Below are 20,251 nucleotides of genomic sequence, written 5' to 3'. Positions count from 1 at the left end.
ATAATTCTTTGACTGATTTTGAAGTAATGCTTATAACGGGCATGAGTGGAGCAGGTCGATCTCACGCAGCTAACGCATTAGAAGATATGGGTTGGTACGTAATAGATAATCTTCCGCCGAAACTGCTTATACCACTGGTTGATATGATGACGTCCTCAGGATCTAAAGTCCATAAGCTTGCAGCTGTTATTGATGTTCGTTCTCGCGGATATTTTGATGATCTTTTTGCTGTGCTAGCTCACGTAGATAATTTAGGCGTTAAAACTAGAATCCTGTTTTTAGATGCTTCAGATGAAGTTCTAATTAAACGATATGAATCTGTACGTAGACCGCATCCTTTGCAAGGCGGTAGGAGACTTATCGACGGCATTAACGAAGAAAGAGAACTTTTAGGTCATTTAAAGGATTGCGCGAATATTATTATAGATACTTCTGCGCTTAGTATTCACCAACTTTCCACTAAGCTTTACGAAAGTTTGCTCGGCAAAGGTTCATCTACAGTTTCAGTTCATATTTTTAGTTTTGGATTCAAATACGGTATGCCAATGGATGCTGATTTTGTAGCTGATATGCGATTCTTACCAAATCCTTTCTGGATTCCTGAACTAAGAGAACTTACAGGTAAAGATCAAGCTGTACAAGATTATGTTTTATCTAACCCTGCTGCAATTGCTTTTCTAGATTCTTACGAAAAAGCTTTACTTACAGCTATTGATGGATTTGCAAAAGAAGATAAGCATTATGTTACGATTGCCGTAGGTTGCACTGGTGGTCAGCATCGTTCAGTTGCTACAAGTATTGAGTTATCTAGAAGACTACGTCTTCATGGATTACAAGTTACTGTTTCTGCTCGTGAATTAGCTCGTAGAATATAAGGATTATGTTATAGTATCTGCAATATAGCTGTTGTAAGCGCTCTAATAATAAATATAGAGATGTAAAATGTCCAAGTCATTCGGTATCACAGAAAGCCGAGCATGTCTATGTTTTGCGCATCAGGCACGAATTGTAATACGCATACTTTAAGAAGAACAAAAGTAGGAGGTTGTCCCTTGGCTCTTCTTGACGACGTCAAAAATGAACTCGTATCAAACGATAATGAGCTCCCGACTGTCATTATGGCTCAAGCAGCAGCAATGATGCGCTTTGGTGGCGGTTTGCGACCAGTTAACAATAAGGCTGTAATCCGAGCGCAATTCGACTCATTGAGTACTGCACAATGGCTTGTAGATGTTTTACGCATACAATGCAAGCGCGATGCTGTAGTATCACAAGTCACTCGTCAAACTCCTAATGGAACTGTTGTTCGCTACGATGTTCTTGTTGAACATGGAGCTACTGCATTAGCCTTACAAGCTGGTCTTTTGGATCGCAGGATGCGTATTGTTGCAGGTTTAGCACCTGAAATCGTTGGTGGAAATATAGCTCAAATTAAAGCTGCTTGGCGTGGAGCATTTTTGGCTCACGGTGCTATTTCAGACCCTGGCAAAGCAAGCTACTTGGAAGTTGTTTGCCCTACCGCTGAAGCTGCTACAGCTTTACAAACTATGGCTGCTCGCTTAGGTATTAGCGCTAAAGCTCGTAAAGTTCGTAGCTCTGAAAGAGTTACATTACGCGATTCTGACGCTATTGAACGTATGCTTAATCTAATTGGAGCTCCTCGATCCGCCAGAGAGTGGACTGGTAAGCGTTCTGATGGAGAGGCACGTGGTAAAGCTAATCGTTTAGCTAATTTTGACGATGCTAATATGCGCCGTAGCGCTCGCGCTGCAACTGAAGCATGCAAGAAGGTTAGACATGCTTTTGATGTTTTAGGCGATGATATTCCAGATAACTTGTTAATGGCAGGTCGTTTACGCCTGGAGCATTCTCATGCAACTTTGGAACAGTTAGGACATTTAGCTGATCCTCCTATTACGAAGGATGCAATTGCTGGTCGTATACGCAGACTTTTGCAACTTTCAGATAAGATTGAGAAATCTAGAGCTTAATAGTTTTTGATTTTTTAAAACATTTTATGGGCACGTTAGATGTGCCCATTTTTTGTTGTTAACGTTCTCATAATATGCTTTTTTGTTAGGTTTATGCGGTATAATCTCACTTGGCATTTATAGATTTTCGAAGCAATATCGCTTGTTTCGATTCACATTACGCCATCATGGTTTGGAAAGGATACCAATGAAGACACTTAAGGATTTGGGAGATTTGAGCGGCAAGCGCGTATTAGTACGTGCTGATTTCAATGTTCCTCTCAAGGGTACGACTATCACTGATGACGGTCGTATTCGCGCAGCTTTGCCAACCATCAAGGTTTTGCGTGAGCAAGGCGCTAAGGTGATTTTAATGGCTCATCTTGGTCGTCCAAAAGGACAGGTTGTTCCTGAGCTTTCATTAGCTCCAGTTGCACAGCGCTTAGGTGAATTGCTAGGCACAAATGTTGTTTTAGCAGCAGATACCTATGGTGAGGATGCTCAAGCTAAAGTAGCTGCCATGAATAATGGCGACGTTGTTTTGCTTGAAAACGTTCGTTTCAACGCTGAAGAAACCAGCAAGGATGCAGCTGAGCGCTCTGAATATGCTAAGAAGATTGCTTCTCTCGGAGACGTATTCGTATCCGATGGCTTCGGTGTTGTACACCGCGCTCAGGGTTCAAATTACGATGTTGCTGCCGATCTTCCAGCTGCTGCAGGTTTGCTTGTTGAGAAGGAAGTTAAGGCACTTTCTCGCGCAACTGAAAACCCAGAACGTCCTTTGACTGTTGTGCTTGGCGGTTCTAAGGTTTCTGACAAGCTTGGTGTTATTGAAAACTTGCTTTCTAAGGCTGATCGCCTTGTTATCGGCGGCGGTATGGTCTTCACTTTCTTGAAGGCTTTGGGTCACGAAGTCGGTACTTCTTTGCTTGAAGAGGATCAGCTCGAGAAGGTTAAGGGATACATTGAAACCGCTAAGAAGAACGGCGTTGAGCTTGTACTTCCAACCGATATTGTTGTTAACGCTGGCTTCCCAGCAGGGGATACTCCAGTTGCTCCAGAAGTAGTTCCAGCTGACGCTATTCCTGCAGACAAGATGGGCTTGGATATTGGCCCTGATTCTCAGAAGCTTTTCCACGATAAGATTGTTGATTCCAAGACTGTTGTTTGGAATGGGCCAATGGGTGTGTTCGAGGTCCCAGAGTTTGCTGCTGGTACTCGTGCTGTTGCACAAGGCTTAGTTGATGCAACGAAGAATGGCACTTTCACTATTGTTGGCGGTGGTGATTCTGCTTCTGCAGTTCGTAACCTTGGCTTCCCAGAAGATGGCTTCTCGCACATTTCTACTGGCGGCGGTGCTTCTCTCGAATTCTTGGAAGGTAAGACTCTTCCAGGTTTGAGCGTACTTGAGTAATAATTTTAAGCTAAGTTAAATTAATTTAGGTTAGATTAAGTTATATTAAATTAGTTTAAATTAGTGCGAACGTTAAATAGTGTGCTGGCTCTTATAAGTACTTTGAGTCGGCACACTATTGACTTTTGTCTTATATTATTTATATTTAAGCGTTATTTGAGCATTATTTAAGCGTTATCTAATCGTCGTTTTTGTATTTGCTAGTAAAGGGTGAATGTTGGTTCTACGCAGAAAGCCGCTTGTTGCTGGTAATTGGAAGATGAACTTTAATCATCGTGAAGCTACGCATTTTATTCATAAATTTGCTTGGCTTTTGCGAGATTCTCATACTGATTATCATCTTTGCGATATAGCACTTATGCCATCTTTTACTTCAATTCGAAGCGTGCAAGTATTTGTTGAATCAAATAAGCTTCCTTTATTGTATGGGGCACAAGCAGTTTCAGTTACAGCTCAAGGTGCTTTTACTGGTGATGTTTCAGCAGACATGCTTGCTGCTTTAGGATGTTCTATGGTAATTGTTGGGCATTCTGAAAGACGTAAGTATCATCCTGAAGACGATGCAAATATAGTTGATCAAGTTCGAGCAGTTCTTGCTGCAGGAATGCAGCCTATTTTGTGCGTTGGAGAAAGCTTTGAAGAGCGCAAACAAGGCATTGAACTTGATTTTGCTGTAGGACAAGTTCACGATGTTACTCGCGATTTAGATTCACAACAGGCTGAACGATTAATTATCGCCTATGAACCTGTATGGGCTATTGGCACGGGAATGGTTGCAACTGCACAATCAGCACAAGATGCTGCATTTGCCATTAGAGAAGATTTACGAAATACTTTTTCAGACGCAGTTGCTGACAAAGTTCGTATTTTATATGGAGGTTCTGTTACTTCAGAAAATGCGTCTAGTCTTATACAAGAAAATGATGTAGATGGTTTTTTGATTGGCGGAGCTGCATTAGATGCAAATGAACTTGCGCATATAGTAAATATCGTCGCGTCTAATGGTAGCCTAAACGTCTAATAATAGCCTAAAATAGTAGCCTAAATTAATAGCCTAAAAGCTTAGGATATATTGGATAAAGTGATAATTTACCAAGGTAAATATAAATAAATAAATAAATATAAGTGAATATTGGTAGATATAAGTATTAACCGACACATGCAAAAACATATATAACTTAGCCGATATGAATTTTATCTGATATCGGTCAATGGTTAGTATTATGCTCAATCAAAGTACTCTACAACAGGAGGTTAGTTGTGAACGCTGTCAAGATTGTTTTGCAAGTTTTATTGGTACTCGCAAGCATTTTGCTCACTCTCTTAATTTTGATGCATAAGGGTAAAGGCGGCGGTCTTTCCGATATGTTCGGTGGCGGTTTAACCAAGAACGCTGGAAGTTCTGGTGTAGCTGAAAAGAACTTGAATCGTTGGACAGTGTTTATTGCTTTATTCTGGGTTGTCATTATCGTGGCTCTAGATTTAATGAGTAAGTTCTCACTGATTTAAGATTGTTTTTAATAGCGCGGTTTCGGCCGCGCTATTTTTGTAAAAAGTGGTGTGTTAATGTTGAGATTCAGTCCGTCTCTTATCGTAGCGGATTTGGATGGCACAATGCTGCATGATGCGGACGAGTTTGAAAGTAGATTTTTATCTGAATCAACAATCGATATTGTTAAGAAAGTACAATACAAAACTCATATTCCGCTAGCTATTATTACTGCTAGACCAGTTTGCTCTGCTCTTAAGATAGTGAAGTCTCTTAATGCTAACGTTTGTGCTTACTTGAATGGTGCTCTAATAGATTTTGATTCTAACAATTCAAGCGAATCTATTTTGGCTTCTCAAAATCAGCCTGATTCAGTAGTTCGATTTGGTTTTTCTTCAAAGCGCGCTTGTGAAGTTTGCTTGAGTTTACTTTGTACGATACCTACTTTACGTATAGGTATTGTTATGAATGATATTCGATACACTAATTTCGATTTACATACATTGTGGAAGTCAAGTAATTTTATTCGCACTGATTTTCACGATATTCCAGATGGCATTGCAGACAAAATAATTATTGTTCCGCAAGATGATGAAAAATTACGTTTGGAAAGTGCTCTTCCTGAGGATTTTTCATTGCATATTAGCGAAGATGTTTTGTGGATGCTTACAAATCCTCTTGCAAACAAGGGACACGCGTTGAATGTTATTTGTGAGCGTTTAAATGTAAAGCCTAGTAGAACTGTTGTTTTCGGCGACGATATTATCGATATTGACATGTTCCGCGCAGGTGGATACGGGGTAGCGGTGTCGAATAGCAATCCACGACTTCTTGCTATTGCAGACGAAGTTTGCGATTCCAATAACAGCGATGGCGTTGCCAACTGGCTTCAAAACGAATTACTCTAGCGGTTTATTGCAATCATCAAAATCGGACGGATCTTTTGCGCACGCTGTTACTGCGTTAGTGTCTGTTTCTTTAGTTTTTAAGGCAAGCGCGCTATAGCTGTTACTGCGCTTTTAGAGTATATTTGTGAGTGTTGAGAGAAAAAGGTCTCTGCTTTTGCAATATTTTGTATTGTAAGCAGCGCAAAATAACACTAAGGAGTGTGAAGTGAAACGTAAGTATAGACTTGTTTCGGGTTGTTTGATTGTTGTCCTTAGTTGCATGTGTGGTTTGAGCGCGTGTGGTTCTGCTCAAACCAATAACAATGCTAATTCTGCAAGCAGTTCTTCCATTTCGAATGACTCCAGTAGTAAGAATTCGTCAGAAAATGTATCTCTTGAAGATATAGCTAAAAAATGCAATTTCAAGTATTCTGATGACGGGGATTCTCTTTCTATAAATCATTTTTCTGGAAAAACATTTAAGAAAGATTATGCTTGTGCTATAAAAAATGCTAATCCTGGAGATTCAGTCGCAGAAAAACTTAGTGCTATGCTACCATCTTCATCAAACATTAAATCTTTTTCTACCAGTGCTGAAGAATATCTGAATAATTTTGAAGATGAAAACTATTATATTTATATTGAATACGTGCCACCATATTTTGGTAGAACTTATTACGTATATCCTACCTTACAGGGTTTTGAGATTGCAAAGTTTAAGTAAGTATTTTATTGGCTAATTATCCGCTTAATGTCAAAAGAATATTATTGAGTTAGTTTCGTATTTCATAATATCGGCATAAAACATCGATTATTAGATTTTTATATGTATAAATAATGGAGTTGTTAGTAGTTATGAGTAGAACAAAAAAATTTGTATATTTTGTAGTATCTTTATCAATAGCCTTAACAGGTTTATCTGGTTGCGGTGAAAATGTTGGTAAAACAAATTCTTCAAGTACATCGGTAAATTCTATTAAATCGTTGGCAGCAGAGTGTGGATTAAAGGTTGTAAAAGATCCTGTATATTCTAAATACACTATGGCTATTATTAATGGTTTTAAAACGTTTAATGATTTTAATAAAACTAAATTGTGCTTGCTAAAATCTAATACGTCTACTGCCAACCAAGATAATATCTCCATGTTTGGTGTAGATGATACTGAAATTTCTTTTAGATATTTAAACTCGGATGTTGTTGCATTTGCGCAATACAATGGTGATTCTAAACATTCTATGTTATACCGCTGGTCATTGCCTTTAATAAATTGTGGTAAAAATCCCGATAAAGTAAGTTGTTCTAATTATATTTTTATTATGACGAAAGAAGATTTAAACAAGTTCAATCTTGATCAGTTGGATCGAAAGAAATAAATATTGCAATCTAGCACTAAGGAGTGTGAAGTGAAACGTAATTATAAGCTTGTCTCGACCTGTTTGGTGGTAGTACTTAGCTGTGTATTAGGTTTGAGTGCATGCGGTTCTGCTCAAAATAGTGGTACTGTTGCGGGTTCTGTTAACAATGTCACTAACGATTCTAAAAATGTAACTATTAGAGAGGCAGCTATTGCATGCAATATCTCCGAAAGTACAGTCATTGATAATGGAACTTTATCTGATGGATACGGGGCAGATATTGTATATATGCACCCTAATAACGAGGATACACATGATTATTCTAAAAAAATGAGTAGTAAGGTTTTGCATTTATTGACTAAAGATGTTCCATGTATTGTTCGAAGATTAAATCATGATGATCCTAAGGCTTTAGAATTAGCTTCTAAAATTGAGAGAACACTTAGCAAGTGTAATCCTGATAATCTTAATGACTACTTTAAAGAAAATAACCTCTCGTTTATTAATTATGTTGGACGTTCATATGTAATGATGTTACGCATTGAGAGTAGCGGAATTGAATTTCGTGTTTTAAGCGTTGACAATTTTAACAAGAATTTTTTGGGATGATCATTAAAAGTGATGGTAATAGGTAGTTGGTTTTATTTACGCGAAGGAGTTTTTGAGTATGTTTAAGAGAGTGTTTGCATCTATTGCGATGGTTGCTATTGTAATATGCTTGTGCAGTTGTGGCACTAACAATAATAGTGTAGCTACAAGTAAAAGCGATAATGATATCAGCACAGTTGCTACTAAGTGTGGCATAACAGAGTCTGCTAAGGAACCTTTATACAATAAGGAAAATATTTATATAAAGAATAATTTCTCGTCTTTTGATGATTTTTCTAATAAAGCGAGCTGTTTAGCTAATTCTATTGCTCCGAATAATTCTGTTTTAAAACATAAATTAAAAAGATTGAAAATTTATCATGATGATAAGAGAGAATACGTAGGCGTTTATTTCCATGGCAACTACGGAGTATTAATGAGATATAGCTATTCCGATAAGTGCGGTGGAATAGATGATTCAGGTATATTTACAAACATTAATTCCCACATCGACACATCTAAATATTGTCGCGTTATACTCTTGATTAGTAGAGATAGTGTTAACGATATGATTCAATATGGTAGCTCTCGAAAGAATTAATTAAACATTACTAGGCTGTAGTGTGGTGCTTATTTTGTTTCGGACATTTGTGCAGAAATCGCGCTGTGCAAGTGTAAAACAAATAAACGGTGTTATATATTACGCGCATAGGAACCGTATTGAGTGAATGTCTGAAAACGTGCAAAATCGGACGGAAAATAGCGAAGAATCGGACGCGTTTGCAAAATACGGACGTTTTCTTGTTTTTTGGACGCAAAACAAGTAGAATCGGACGAAAAGGATGTAAATCGGACGCAAAATATGCTTGAGTTTTAAAATGTCCGATTTGAGGCGCAAATATAACTACAAACTTAACTAAAAAACGATATTGCAACAAACATAACTTACGAAGCGAGACCGCAATGTTCAATATAAATTCACTATCTTCTCTAAGAGAGAGCAATCAATTAGAAGCAAAAGCAGCTTCAAATGGTATGCCAAGAAGTATGTGGGAAACGTATTGTGCTTTTGCTAACACGAATGGTGGAACTATCTTGCTGGGTGTAAGCGAAGATGCACAGCATAATTTGCAACTTGTTGGCGTGAATAACCCTGAGCATATGGTAAAAGATATTTGGGATACGCTAAATAATAAGAATAAAATTAGTTCAAATATTCTTATTGAAGAAAATATTTCTATCGAGCAAACGGATAATAATAAATCTATTATTCGCATAACCGTTCCAAGAGCAAATCGTTCTGATAAGCCGGTTTATATTAATGGAAATCCTATAGGTGGTACATATCGTCGTAATTTTGAAGGCGACTACAAATGCTCACAAGAAGAGTATCAAGCGATGGTCCGAGACAATGGTTCGAGCGTAAATTCTATGGATCAATCTCCACTGCTTCAACACAGTGTTGACGATTTTGATATGGATACTGTACGATCCTATCGCAATATGCTAAGTGCAGTGCGTCCTCAACATCCTTGGCTTACGCTTGATATAGATGAATTTCTTATGAGAATCGGAGCATTAGTAAAAGACGAGTCAAATAAGTTACATCCCACTCGAGCAGGTCTTTTAATGTTTGGTCATGAGTGGTGCATTATTACGGAATTTCCGTACTATTTTCTCGACTATAGAGAAGTTACAAATGCTGATAGTAGGTGGAATCATAGAATTACCAGCTCGGATGGTTCGTGGAGCGGTAATCTTTATGATTTTTGGAATACTGTATGGCAGCGCCTTTCTCGTAAAATTGATGTACCATTTTTGCTTAATTCTCAATCATTAAGAGTTGATGATACCCCGTTGCATATGGCAGTTAGAGAAGCTCTTGCAAACACGTTGATTCATGCTGATTATTATATGCGAGGAAACACGGTTATTACATATAATGATGCTGTGAGTACTGATGTTGATGGTTCTTCACAATCTTCTATAGAAACAAATATCTTGAACACTGGTTTTAAGCTTTCTTTTGCAAATCCTGGGTGTTTACGTATGCCTATAGAAGTGGCTTTGGCTGGAGGTTTTTCGGATTCTCGAAATCCCGCACTGCTTAAAATGTTTGCACTGATTTCTGTTGTTGAACGTGCAGGAAGCGGATTTGATGCTATGAGAGCTGGCTGTGATTGGGCTGGAATACCTCATCCAAGGTTAAGTGAGTCATTTAATCCCGACCGTACCACTCTTGAATTTTTTGTAAGCGATAAGAATAACATTGTATCTAATAATGTGAAAAACAAAACGGATCTTAATACTGATTCATCAAATTTAGTTAATAATACTTATAATTTAGGATTTACTTCAAATGCACTTTCGCAAGATTCTGATAAGTCACATAAGCGTATGAGCGTTGATGATTGCTATAAAAAGATTATTGAAACAGTACATAATCATGGAACAATAAAGCGTGAACAAGTGCAAAATATTCTTAACGTGGGTAGTACCAAGGCTAAGCAATTGTTATCTAATCTAGTTAGTAGGGGAGATATTTCAGTTTGCGGAAAAGGTCGGTCTACTACTTACGTTTTTAACCGTTAGTTAAACAAAAACCGCACATGTGTGGAAATTAATCCACGAACATGTGCGGCTTCTGTTATTTATTTAATGATTAATCAAATCAGGCGTTTACGCGATCGATGCCGGACTGCACGTCAGCAATCACGGAATCCCAAGACTTGATGAAGGCTGCAACACCGTCGGCCTCAAGCTTGTCGGTAACGTCCTTGATGTTGATGCCAAGCTCAGCAAGCTTGTTCATAACAGCGTGGCTCTCTTCGTAAGTACCCTTAACAGAAGGAGCACCGTTGCCGTGATCAGCAAGAGCGTTCAAAGTCTTTTCTGGCATGGTGTTAACAACACGCTCAGCAACCAACTCGTCAACGTACTTGCAATCGGAGTAAGCTGCATTCTTGGTGCCAGTAGAAGCCCAAAGTGGACGCTGCTTCTTAGCGCCCTTGGCCTCAAGCTCAGCCCAACGTGGGTCAGCTGCGAACTTCTTCTCGAAGAGTTCGTAAGCCAAGCGAGCGTTAGCAACAGCAGCCTTGCCTTCAAGAGCCTTAGCTTCTTCAGAACCGTTAGCTTCGAGGAGCTTGTCAACAGCGGTATCAACGCGGGAGACGAAGAAGGAAGCTACGGAACCAATGTGCTTCAAGTCGTGGCCGTTAGCGGCAGCCTGAGCGATACCTTCGATGAAGGCGTCGATAACCTGCTCGTAGCGCTCGAGGGAGAAGATCAAGGTTACGTTCACGGAAATACCCTTAGCAAGGGTAGCGGTGATAGCTGGAAGACCTTCCAAAGTTGCTGGAATCTTGATCATAACGTTTGGACGATCAACCTTTGCCCAAAGCTCTTCAGCCTGCTTCTCAGTGTTAGCAGTATCGTGAGCCAAGCGTGGGTCAACTTCGATGGAAACGCGGCCGTCAACGAAGTCGGTCTTTTCAGCGATCTCGCGGAAGATATCGGTTGCGTTACGAACATCGGTGGTGGTCAACTCGCGAATAGCGGTTTCAACGTCGACCTTGCCGAGTTCCTTAAGCTGTGCATCGTATGGACCAACCTGGCTCAAAGCCTTCTGGAAGATGGATGGGTTGGTGGTAACACCAACAACATTCTTGTTAGCAATCAAATCCTGCAAAGAACCGGACTCAATGCGGGTACGGGACAAATCGTCCAACCAAATAGAAACGCCGGAATCGCTGGTGCGCTGCGTTGCTTCAGTCATGTTATCTCCTTAACACTGTGCTCCACCAATTGGGGCACGTCGGTAGTTTGGCGTTTTTACAAGGAACAGCGGTTGATGTCGAACCAACGGTAGCTCGGCATCAACACGCCATCGCTGTTCCTGTGAAGTTACTAAATTAGCACTTCTAGTTTTGTGATGAATCAATTTTATTTTGATACATCAAGTTTTTATTTTGCTTACTTTCTATCTTAAGCGCGAGCTTCTTCGATAGAAGCCTTAGCAGCTTCTACTACGTGCTCAGCAGTAATGCCCAAGTCGATCATGTTCTGACCGCCGTCACCCTGCAAGCCGTACTGTTCGATAGAAACAGCCTTGCCGCAATCGCCAAGATACTTGTACCAAGGCAATGCCAAGCCAGCTTCGATGGAAACGCGAGCCTTGACGGACTTTGGAAGAATTGCTTCCTTGTACTCTTCATCTTGCTCTTCGAACCATTCGAGAGATGGCATAGAAAGAACGCGAGCCTTAATGCCTTCAGCAGCCAAAGTCTTGGCACCGGCAACAGCCCACTGAACTTCAGAACCGGTAGCCATGATAATTACGTCTGGAGTGCCTTCGCAATCAACCAAGACATAAGCACCATGCTTTACGCCTTCACGAGCCTTCTCAGCGGTCTCAGCGAGAGTTGGAACGCCCTGACGGGTCAAAATCATAGCTGTTGGATAGCTGTTCTTCTTCTCGAAGAAGTAACGGTAAGCTTCAGCAGTTTCGTACTCATCTGCAGGGCGCACAACCTCAAGCTGAGGAATAGCACGGAATGCAGCCAAGTGTTCGATTGGCTGGTGAGTTGGACCATCTTCGCCCAAGGCTACGGAGTCGTGAGTCCAAACGTAGAGGTTTGGAATCTCCATCAAAGCAGCCAAACGAACTGCTGGACGCTCGTAATCAGAGAACTGGAAGAATGTGCCGTTGAATGGGCGAGTGTCAGAACCAAGCAAAATACCGTTGGTAATAGCACCCATTGCGAACTCGCGCACACCGAAGTGAAGCTGACGACCGTACTCGGAAACGTTTGGCCAAGTGCGAGTTGCATCCTCGGATGGACCGAAGGAGTCAGCGCCCTTAATGTTGGTGTTGTTAGAGCCGCCCAAATCAGCGGAACCACCCCAAAGTTCTGGCATAACAGCAGCAATTGCATTAAGAACTGCGCCAGAAGCCTTACGGGTAGCAACCTTAGAGCCAACTTCGAAGCCAGCAACCAAGTCATCAATAGCCTTGTCGAAGCCTTCAGGAAGCTTGCCAGCCTTAAGACGATCGTAGAGAGCAGCCTTATCTGGGTTTTGAGCAGCCCACTTTGCAAAAGCTTCATCCCAAGCCTTGTGAGCAGCCAAACCGCGCTCAGCAACCTTACGAGCATGAGCCAAAGCTTCTTCGTCGATTGGGAACGAAACTTCTGGATCGAAACCGCAAAGTTCCTTCAAGCCCTTAACAGCTTCTTCACCAAGCTTAGAACCGTGGGAAGCTTCGTTGTTGGTCTTGCCTGGGGTTGGCCAAGCAATCAAAGTATTAACCTTAATGAAGTGAGGCTTATCGGTAACTTCCTGAGCCTTTTCAATAGCAGCAGCCAAAGCCTGAACGTCTTCCTTGTAGGAGCCGTCTGGCTGAATGAAGCTAACTTCATCAGTGTACCAACCGTATGCACGGTAACGAGCAAGAATATCTTCAGAGAAGGTGAGCTTAGTATCGCCTTCAATCTGAATGTGGTTTGCATCGAAGATTACAGTCAAATTGCCAAGCTTCTGGTTTCCAGCCAAGGAAGCAGCTTCAGAAGAAACGCCTTCCTCAACATCGCCTTCGCCGCAGATAACCCAAACCTTGTGATCGAATGGGGAAGTGCCAGCTGGAGCTTCTGGATCGAGAAGACCGCGCTCGAAGCGCTGGCCATAAGCGAAACCAACAGCAGAAGCAAGACCCTGACCGAGTGGGCCAGTAGTCATTTCGATGCCTGGAGTCAAGCCGTATTCTGGGTGACCTGGAGTACGCGTGTCTGCACCGCCACGGAAATACTTGAGATCGTCAAGAGTCAAGCCGTATCCAGAGAAGAACAACTGCACGTATTGCGTAAGTGAAGCGTGACCACCAGAAAGAATAAAACGATCGCGGCCAGCCCACTTTGGGTCAGCTGGATCATGCTTAATGAAGTGCTGGTACAAGGTGTACGCAATTGGTGCCAATGAAACAGGGGAGCCAGGATGTCCATGTCCTGCTCGCTCAACAGCATCAGCCGAGAGAACCTTCGCCATTTTTACGGCGCGCTCGTCTAATGCAGACCAGTTGAAATCGGTCATGTGATCTACTTTCCTTCCAATAATTCGGGTTTTAGACACAGCTCACGCTGGGTTTTTACCCTCACATTGCGATTTCATCCTATCTTTTGCGTCAGACTAAAAGAGTTTAAAGTGTGTCAAAAAATGATTTTCTTTTTAATAACTAAAATTAGCAATATCAGTTATTTTTATCATTCTTTTTCAATATATTAACTGTCACTTGCACAAATTTTTGATAACATACTTATAGCATATTTATAACTTGCTTATAATACATACTTTTAATACGTACCTAAAAGAATATGAGAGGAAAATCAATGCAACCGAGACGCATGATGGTACTGCGAGCGGTCGTTGAAGATTATATTCGTTCACAAGAACCTGTCGGATCTGCTTCTATAACTAAAAATCATCATTTAGGTGTTAGTTCAGCAACTATTCGCAATGATATGTCAGCTCTTGAAGAAGATGGGTATCTTGTTCAGCCTCATACTTCTGCTGGTAGAATTCCAACAGAAAAGGGTTATCGCTATTTTGTTGACGGCTTAGCTTCTGTTATTCCTCTTTCTGAAGCTCAACGTCGTGCAATTCGCAACTTTCTAAGCGGATCAGTAAGTTTACAAGATACATTGCAACGTTCAGCTCGTCTACTAGCTACTATCACTGGTCAAATTGCTTTAGTTGCTTCACCTGCATTGTCAAGATCTAGAGTGCGACATATAGAACTTGTTCAAGTTTCCTCAAACACTCTACTTGCAGTTGTTATTACAGACACTGGTAGCGTAGCTCAACATATGCTCCCTATAGGGAATATAAGTATTAAGGATCTTTCTGGTCTTACGGCAAATATCAACAAGAAGTGCGCTGATACTCCATTTGATTGCGCTGCGTCGTATGTAAGAGATTTATCTATTCACACTGACGATTCTAATATGCGCATGGTTATTAAATCCTTAGCTAATGCTTTAGATGACATGTATAAAGGTGAGCATACTCATGATCTTTATATAGCTGGAGCATCTCAATTAGCGCATCGTAATAATGCTAATGATTTTGCAGAATTATTTGATGCTCTTGAAGAACAAGCTGTTATTATGCGCTTAATGACTTCTCTAAGCGAGGAGGCGAGCGATTGTGCTAATGGAGTTAGCGTTGCTATTGGATCTGAAACGCACACTCCAGAACTATTTAACGCATCTGTAGTCACAAGTGGATATGGCTATAATTCATATGGCTATAATTCTTCTATATCTGAATCAGCTATTATTGGCTCGTCACTTAACAATAGAAGAAACATGAATATAGATGTGAGCCTTATCGAAAATAGTAATGAGGGCAAAAATAAAAACTTCTCACATCTTGATGATGACGATTCTTGTATTTCTAACGAGTATGGGGATTATGAAGAATGTGGAGAAGATAATCTTAGTGAAGATGATTTTAGCGAAAACAATCTTAGAGAAAATAACAAAACAAGTAGCGATATTGAGCCTTCACACACAAATACGCCTGTAGCATTTATTGGATCTATCGGGCCTCAACACATGGATTATGTTGCAACTATGTCTGCTGTAAAAGCTGTTGCAAAATACCTTAATACTTTTATTGCTCATAACAGTTAAATTATTATGAGCAATTTAAAACAACACTGACCTTGCCTTATGCAAAAATAAGATGAAGTTTGGGAAATAAAAAAGTTTCATTATGCATTTTGATGAACTAAATGAGGGATTATAGTGATTAATTACTACGAGATTTTAGGAGTTGACCGTCAAGCCAGCGACGATGACATTCGTAAAGCTTATCGAAAAATGAGTCGTAAATATCACCCAGATATTGCAGGACCAGAATTTGAAGATAAGTTTAAGGAAGTAAATAACGCTTACGATGTGTTATCTAATCCTGAAAAACGACGTATGTACGATATGGGAGTTGATCCTAACAATCCTTCTGCTGGAGCGCCTAACCCTGAAAGCAATTTCGACAATATGGATATGGGTAGCGTTTTCACTCAATTCTTTGGTGGAGGTCCTCGCGGACCAGTTTCTAGAGTTCGACGCGGATCTGATTCTTTAGCTGAAGCCAATATTGATTTGAAAACAGCTGTTTTTGGCGGAACAATAAAAATTAAAATCTCCACTTTCGGATTGTGCCCTGATTGCGGTGGACATGGATCTGCAGATGGTATGCCACCTATTACATGTCCTATGTGCAATGGAACCGGTTCATATCAAAAAGTCATACGAACTTTGCTTGGCCAAATGATGACTTCTGCTCCATGCCAGCAGTGTGAAGGTCATGGAACTATCATCAGAAATGTTTGTGCTAAATGTAAGGGTAGCGGCCGAATTCGTACCATGCGCGAAGTTGGCGTAAATATTCCAGCTGGCATTAATGATCACTCGCGACTTCGTTTAGCTTCTCAAGGCGAAATTGGTGAATGCGGTGGCCCTGCAGGAGATTTATATATCGACATTCTTATTCGTCAAGATAAGCAATTTACTCGCGATGGCGATAACTTGCATTGCTGGATTGATATTCCTATGAGCTGGGCAGTTCTAGGACATAAGTCAATGATTCACACTTTTGATGGAGATAAAAGTGTTGTTATTCCTGCTGGTTGTCAGAATGAGGATGTTGTTACATTAAAGGGATTAGGATCTGTTGTTATGCGTTCAAGTAATAGGGAACGCGGAGATCTTATTGTGCATATAACTGTAACTATCCCTACAAAGTTAAGCGTAGAGGAACGTAAGCTTATTGAGAAATTCTCTATTTTGCACGATAGCGATGTAGTTGAGACTAAGCAAAGTTCTGCAAAAGATGATTTAAAGAAGAAAGGTTTCTTTAGCAAACTTAAAGATGCTTTTAATGAATAAAACGATTGCTTTACAGCTGCTTTAAGATTGCTATATGAGAATGCTTTAAGATTTGTTTTACGGATGCTTTTAAAATCAACAAATCTATAGAAGTAGATTAGTGATTAAGTACGTTTAATAATCTGCTTATGTGCGCATTTTGAATGGAGTTTATATGGTATTGCCTTTATTGTTCGCTGGTACTCCTGAAGTTGCAGTGCCATCGCTTCGCCTGTTAGCACAAGACACTGAGAATTTTGAAATTCGCGCTGTTCTTACTCGTCCGGACGCTCCAACTGGTAGGGGAAGAAAGCTTGTACCAAGTCCAGTTAAACAAGCTGCTTTAGAATTAGGCTTGGAAGTATGGGAATCAAATCCTAGTGAAGAAGAATCTTTCATTGAACAAATTAAGAATTCAGGCGTTAAAGCTGCAGCTGTTGTCGCATATGGCAAGATTTTGCGCGAGTCTGTATTAAATGCCGTTCCATTAGGTTGGTACAATTTACATTTCTCATTATTGCCACAGTGGAGGGGAGCAGCCCCTGTACAACGAGCTATATGGGCAGGCGACGAGATTACTGGAGCAACAGTTTTCCGTATTACTAAAGGAATGGATTCTGGTCCTATTCTCGCTCAATACACTACTGAAATTGGAAAGCATGAAACTTCTGGCGAATTATTAAATCGTCTAAGTATAGATGGAGCTCCTTTGCTTTCTGCATCTCTTAGTGCGGTAGAATCCGGTAGCGCAAATCCTGTTGAACAAAATCCTGGTTCATATGATGTCGCTCAAAAAATAACTGTAGACGATGCTCATATTCGTTTTGACGTGCCGGCTTTTGTTGCAGATCGTCAAATTCGAGCATGTACACCAAATCCTGGTGCATGGTGCAATATAGTTGCTAAGCAAGATTACGATTTGAACCAAGATTTGTCGTCTGATTCAAAGTCAGATTCAAAATCAGATTCAAAATCAGATTCTCTTCCTACAAAATTGCATGTGCTTAAATGCGCTTTAGCTAATAGTGAAGATCTTATTTCTCGCAATATTAATAATCTTTTACCTGGAAAGCTATTTGTAGATAAGCATCATGTGTGGGTTGGAACTTCTAACGGAGTTCTTGAGCTTCAAGAAGTTAAAGCTCAAGGTAAGAAAGCCATGAAAGCTGCAGATTGGGCTAGAGGCGCACATCTTAGCGATAATTCATATTGCGAATAAACTTAGTTTTATATGTGCAATAACATCTAAATACAAATTTAACTAGAGATTTAGGTACAAATTTAGATACAAGAAAACTTAATAGAAGTACAAAAAGCATAGAACTATAAAAGCTAAAAACTAGTTTTTCACGATTCTAGGAATCTTAAAACTTCCTTTAAGTCACGTATATCAATGCTATGAGATACTTGCCTTTTTACAGCATCTTTAGCGCAAAAAGCTATACCTAAACGAGCCGTATTAAGCATAGAAATATCATTTGCACCATCTCCAACAGCAACTGTATTTTTCATGCTTATATTGTTATTTCTAGCCCATTTGCATAGCATTTCAGCCTTGTAATTCCTGTTAACTATATCGCCTAAAACTTTGCCAGTTAATTTTCCATTAACGACTTCAAGATGATTTGCAGCCCAAAAATCTATTGAAAGAGAATATAATAACGGATCTATTACTTCATGAAAACCACCTGAAACAGCTCCTATTTTCCATCCGTGAGAATGAAGAATATAAATTAATTCTTCTGCGCCTTTAGTTACATGAATCTTTTTTCTAATTTCATCAAAAGAATTTGAATCCATATTTTTAAGCATGGATACTCGTTTTTTCAAAGACTCGTCAAAATTTATTTCTCCGCGCATTGCTCTAGCTGTAATAGATTCCATATCTTTCCCAACGCCTGCCTTATAGCCCAACAAATCAATAACTTCTTCGTCTATAAGAGTCGCGTCTACATCCATAACTAGAATTCCTGGAGTATCTATAGAAGGTATATAAAAATTGTTACTAAAAGATTCCAGTACTGTGTTCATGATATCCTCTGAATTGTTCTTGTTATATTAATAAATCTTAAATTATATCTGTTAAAAACTTATTACAAATTATGTTTTTATTGTGATAATTGTTCTTTAATCTGGAAAATTATTGGAGTGTTGACAATATAATATTTATACGTTTGGTATCAAGCGATGAGTTGAGTAAAATGATTTCAGAGTTTTATAAGAGTAAAAGTGTGGATTTGATTGCATAGAGGTGAGAATATGACAGAATTAAATTTACGTGAGATTGCTTTAGAGGTAGCAAGAATTCTAGAAGATGTTGGCAAACACGCTTATCAGGATCAGTTAAGCCCTAGAGATATGAGCTCTCTTGCGTTGGGGGACCAAACACAGTCATCATCTGAATTTGGGGATAAGATTATACGTTTTATTGAAAATCGTTTAACTTATATTAATGCTTTCCAAGGTTTCTGGCGCAATAGACATGAGCATTGCATTCCAGGAGAGCGTTTTTGGTGCGTTGGAAGCATTGATGGAGCTATTAATTTTAATAGGGATATGGCTGAGTGGACACTTACTGTTTCTTTGTTTGAATTTAATGAAGAAAATTCTGCTCGTCCTGTTCTTGGAGTTGTACACGCTCCAGCGTTAGGTCTTACTTATTTGGCTGCTAAAGGTCAAGGAGCGATTCGTATACGCCGTACTCCTAATGGTGAAAAGCGAGAAAAAATCACTCCGTCTACAACGTCAACTCTTCAAGGCTCTGTTGTGTGTTATGGAATGTCATATATTCCTGGAGAATCCAAGCGAGCACTTGATGTTGTCTCTTCGCTAGAAGGAGGACCATCTGATATAAAGCGCATTGGCCCAGCTTCTCTAGATTTGTGTAAAGTTGCAGATGGCACCTACGATGCGTACTTTGAGCCACACCTTCATTATTGGGATATTCCGGGTGTTTCTGCTGGTGCTGTTGTAGTGAAAGAAGCGCAGGGTACTGTTAGACAGTGGGATGGCAGTTCTATACATTGGCGTCGAGAAAACGATGTTGTCGCTTCTAACGGATTAGTGATTAAAGAATTGCAAAAATACTTACACTAAGACTGCATGTATTAGTAAAAGAACTTTAGTTAAAATAAATAGAAATTAAAACAAATAGAAAAACAAATAGAAATTAAAATAAAGGGACAAACCAACTTCGGCATGTCCCTTTATTTGTTTCACACAAAATCTGTGCAGAACTTGCTAATTTCAGGCGGTAACAGCCTTCTTTAACAAAGAACCAGCAGAGATACGCACGCCATAGGAGGCAGGAATCTTGATGGTTTCACCGGTACGAGGATTGCGACCAGTGCGCTCAGCACGCTTTACGCGCTCTGCTGAGAACAGACCGGTAAGCTTCAAACCTTCACCAGACTGCAAAGCCTCAACGAACACATCCTGGAATGCGTTGACGGCGGCTTCGGCCTGTGCCTTAGTCAGGTTGGACTTCTGTGCGATCTTCGAAATGAGATCAGACTTGTTGTATGCCATGCAGCATCCTTTGTGTCAGGGGCCTTCTTTTCGAAGACCACGTTCATACTAGATATTAGTACATTTTCCCTACAAATGTAGCCATTTTTGGTGATTTT

At 40.0% G+C, this 20,251-nt stretch carries 19 protein-coding genes; 15 read left to right on the top strand and 4 right to left on the bottom strand.

Going from position 1 to position 20,251, the window contains the following annotated elements:
* The first annotated feature begins 8 nt into the window (after positions 1–8).
* From rapZ to HXT51_RS00895, 11 genes are all read left to right on the top strand, one after another.
* Positions 9–875: an RNase adapter RapZ gene (rapZ, locus tag HXT51_RS00945; RefSeq protein WP_308411036.1), complete on the top strand. Its 867-nt coding sequence runs from the start codon at positions 9–11 to the stop codon at positions 873–875.
* A gap of 177 nt (positions 876–1,052) precedes the next feature.
* A complete protein-coding gene (gene whiA / locus HXT51_RS00940; RefSeq protein WP_103084196.1) occupies positions 1,053–1,991 on the top strand; it encodes a DNA-binding protein WhiA in 939 nt (312 codons plus the stop codon).
* Between the two features lie 187 nt (positions 1,992–2,178).
* Positions 2,179–3,384: a phosphoglycerate kinase gene (locus HXT51_RS00935; protein WP_415705740.1), complete on the top strand. Its 1,206-nt coding sequence runs from the start codon at positions 2,179–2,181 to the stop codon at positions 3,382–3,384.
* Positions 3,385–3,601: 217 nt separating this feature from the next.
* The gene (tpiA, locus tag HXT51_RS00930; RefSeq protein WP_421776788.1) at positions 3,602–4,405 is read left to right on the top strand and encodes a triose-phosphate isomerase; all 804 of its coding nucleotides are present in this window, start codon (positions 3,602–3,604) and stop codon (positions 4,403–4,405) included.
* Between the two features lie 239 nt (positions 4,406–4,644).
* The gene (gene secG / locus HXT51_RS00925; RefSeq protein ID WP_103084198.1) at positions 4,645–4,893 is read left to right on the top strand and encodes a preprotein translocase subunit SecG; all 249 of its coding nucleotides are present in this window, start codon (positions 4,645–4,647) and stop codon (positions 4,891–4,893) included.
* 57 nt (positions 4,894–4,950) lie between these two features.
* Positions 4,951–5,781, top strand: coding sequence for an HAD hydrolase family protein (locus tag HXT51_RS00920; protein WP_421776559.1), 831 nt, complete (start codon positions 4,951–4,953; stop codon positions 5,779–5,781).
* A gap of 205 nt (positions 5,782–5,986) precedes the next feature.
* On the top strand, positions 5,987–6,484 hold the full coding sequence (locus tag HXT51_RS00915) for a hypothetical protein (RefSeq protein ID WP_421776558.1): 498 nt from the start codon (positions 5,987–5,989) through the stop codon (positions 6,482–6,484).
* Between the two features lie 131 nt (positions 6,485–6,615).
* Positions 6,616–7,134 carry a hypothetical protein gene (locus HXT51_RS00910; protein ID WP_421776557.1) on the top strand — a complete coding sequence of 173 codons (519 nt, stop codon included), beginning with the start codon at positions 6,616–6,618 and terminating at the stop codon, positions 7,132–7,134.
* A 66-nt stretch (positions 7,135–7,200) separates the two neighbouring features.
* Positions 7,201–7,725 carry a hypothetical protein gene (locus HXT51_RS00905; RefSeq protein WP_421776556.1) on the top strand — a complete coding sequence of 175 codons (525 nt, stop codon included), beginning with the start codon at positions 7,201–7,203 and terminating at the stop codon, positions 7,723–7,725.
* 58 nt (positions 7,726–7,783) lie between these two features.
* Complete coding sequence (locus HXT51_RS00900) at positions 7,784–8,305, top strand: hypothetical protein (RefSeq protein WP_421776555.1); 522 nt, start codon at positions 7,784–7,786, stop codon at positions 8,303–8,305.
* A gap of 362 nt (positions 8,306–8,667) precedes the next feature.
* Complete coding sequence (locus HXT51_RS00895) at positions 8,668–10,296, top strand: RNA-binding domain-containing protein (protein ID WP_421776554.1); 1,629 nt, start codon at positions 8,668–8,670, stop codon at positions 10,294–10,296.
* Positions 10,297–10,375: 79 nt separating this feature from the next.
* On the opposite strand, the gene tal is transcribed toward HXT51_RS00895, so the two are convergent.
* Positions 10,376–11,479 carry a transaldolase gene (gene tal, locus HXT51_RS00890; RefSeq protein ID WP_421776553.1) on the bottom strand — a complete coding sequence of 368 codons (1,104 nt, stop codon included), beginning with the start codon at positions 11,477–11,479 and terminating at the stop codon, positions 10,376–10,378.
* Between the two features lie 209 nt (positions 11,480–11,688).
* Positions 11,689–13,788 carry a transketolase gene (tkt, locus tag HXT51_RS00885; RefSeq protein WP_421776552.1) on the bottom strand — a complete coding sequence of 700 codons (2,100 nt, stop codon included), beginning with the start codon at positions 13,786–13,788 and terminating at the stop codon, positions 11,689–11,691.
* A gap of 296 nt (positions 13,789–14,084) precedes the next feature.
* On the opposite strand from tkt, the gene hrcA reads away from it, so the two are divergent.
* The 3 genes from hrcA to fmt all read left to right on the top strand — a co-directional run bounded on the left by hrcA (position 14,085) and on the right by fmt (position 17,844).
* Positions 14,085–15,389: a heat-inducible transcriptional repressor HrcA gene (gene hrcA / locus HXT51_RS00880; RefSeq protein ID WP_421776551.1), complete on the top strand. Its 1,305-nt coding sequence runs from the start codon at positions 14,085–14,087 to the stop codon at positions 15,387–15,389.
* Between the two features lie 114 nt (positions 15,390–15,503).
* A complete protein-coding gene (locus HXT51_RS00875) occupies positions 15,504–16,646 on the top strand; it encodes a DnaJ C-terminal domain-containing protein (RefSeq protein WP_103084207.1) in 1,143 nt (380 codons plus the stop codon).
* Between the two features lie 154 nt (positions 16,647–16,800).
* Positions 16,801–17,844, top strand: a complete 1,044-nt coding sequence (gene fmt / locus HXT51_RS00870; RefSeq protein WP_421776550.1) for a methionyl-tRNA formyltransferase — start codon at positions 16,801–16,803, stop codon at positions 17,842–17,844.
* Between the two features lie 128 nt (positions 17,845–17,972).
* Here the strand turns inward: fmt and serB are convergent, their stop codons facing one another.
* Positions 17,973–18,656, bottom strand: a complete 684-nt coding sequence (gene serB, locus HXT51_RS00865; protein ID WP_421776549.1) for a phosphoserine phosphatase SerB — start codon at positions 18,654–18,656, stop codon at positions 17,973–17,975.
* Between the two features lie 228 nt (positions 18,657–18,884).
* On the opposite strand from serB, the gene HXT51_RS00860 reads away from it, so the two are divergent.
* Positions 18,885–19,721, top strand: coding sequence for an inositol monophosphatase family protein (locus tag HXT51_RS00860; protein WP_103084210.1), 837 nt, complete (start codon positions 18,885–18,887; stop codon positions 19,719–19,721).
* Positions 19,722–19,871: 150 nt separating this feature from the next.
* On the opposite strand, the gene HXT51_RS00855 is transcribed toward HXT51_RS00860, so the two are convergent.
* Positions 19,872–20,153, bottom strand: a complete 282-nt coding sequence (locus HXT51_RS00855) for an HU family DNA-binding protein (RefSeq protein ID WP_103084211.1) — start codon at positions 20,151–20,153, stop codon at positions 19,872–19,874.
* Between the last annotated feature and the right edge of the window lie 98 nt (positions 20,154–20,251).

It is taken from the genome of Gardnerella sp. KA00255 (genome assembly GCF_049244095.1).
GTDB lineage: Bacteria > Actinomycetota > Actinomycetes > Actinomycetales > Bifidobacteriaceae > Bifidobacterium > Bifidobacterium vaginale_F.
The sequence above is the reverse complement of the archived record's forward strand: the minus strand, read 5'-3'. Positions and strand labels throughout refer to the sequence as shown.

Excerpts from the sequence above, each read along its gene's own strand:
- HXT51_RS00935 (WP_415705740.1), top strand. The coding sequence starts at position 2,179 with ATGAAGACACTTAAGGATTTGGGAGATTTGAGCGGCAAGCGCGTATTA.
- HXT51_RS00920 (WP_421776559.1), top strand. The coding sequence starts at position 4,951 with ATGTTGAGATTCAGTCCGTCTCTTATCGTAGCGGATTTGGATGGCACA.
- HXT51_RS00910 (WP_421776557.1), top strand. The coding sequence starts at position 6,616 with ATGAGTAGAACAAAAAAATTTGTATATTTTGTAGTATCTTTATCAATA.
- HXT51_RS00900 (WP_421776555.1), top strand. The coding sequence starts at position 7,784 with ATGTTTAAGAGAGTGTTTGCATCTATTGCGATGGTTGCTATTGTAATA.
- HXT51_RS00895 (WP_421776554.1), top strand. The coding sequence starts at position 8,668 with ATGTTCAATATAAATTCACTATCTTCTCTAAGAGAGAGCAATCAATTA.
- tal (WP_421776553.1), bottom strand. The coding sequence starts at position 11,479 with ATGACTGAAGCAACGCAGCGCACCAGCGATTCCGGCGTTTCTATTTGG.
- tkt (WP_421776552.1), bottom strand. The coding sequence starts at position 13,788 with ATGACCGATTTCAACTGGTCTGCATTAGACGAGCGCGCCGTAAAAATG.
- hrcA (WP_421776551.1), top strand. The coding sequence starts at position 14,085 with ATGCAACCGAGACGCATGATGGTACTGCGAGCGGTCGTTGAAGATTAT.
- fmt (WP_421776550.1), top strand. The coding sequence starts at position 16,801 with ATGGTATTGCCTTTATTGTTCGCTGGTACTCCTGAAGTTGCAGTGCCA.
- serB (WP_421776549.1), bottom strand. The coding sequence starts at position 18,656 with ATGAACACAGTACTGGAATCTTTTAGTAACAATTTTTATATACCTTCT.
- HXT51_RS00860 (WP_103084210.1), top strand. The coding sequence starts at position 18,885 with ATGACAGAATTAAATTTACGTGAGATTGCTTTAGAGGTAGCAAGAATT.
- HXT51_RS00855 (WP_103084211.1), bottom strand. The coding sequence starts at position 20,153 with ATGGCATACAACAAGTCTGATCTCATTTCGAAGATCGCACAGAAGTCC.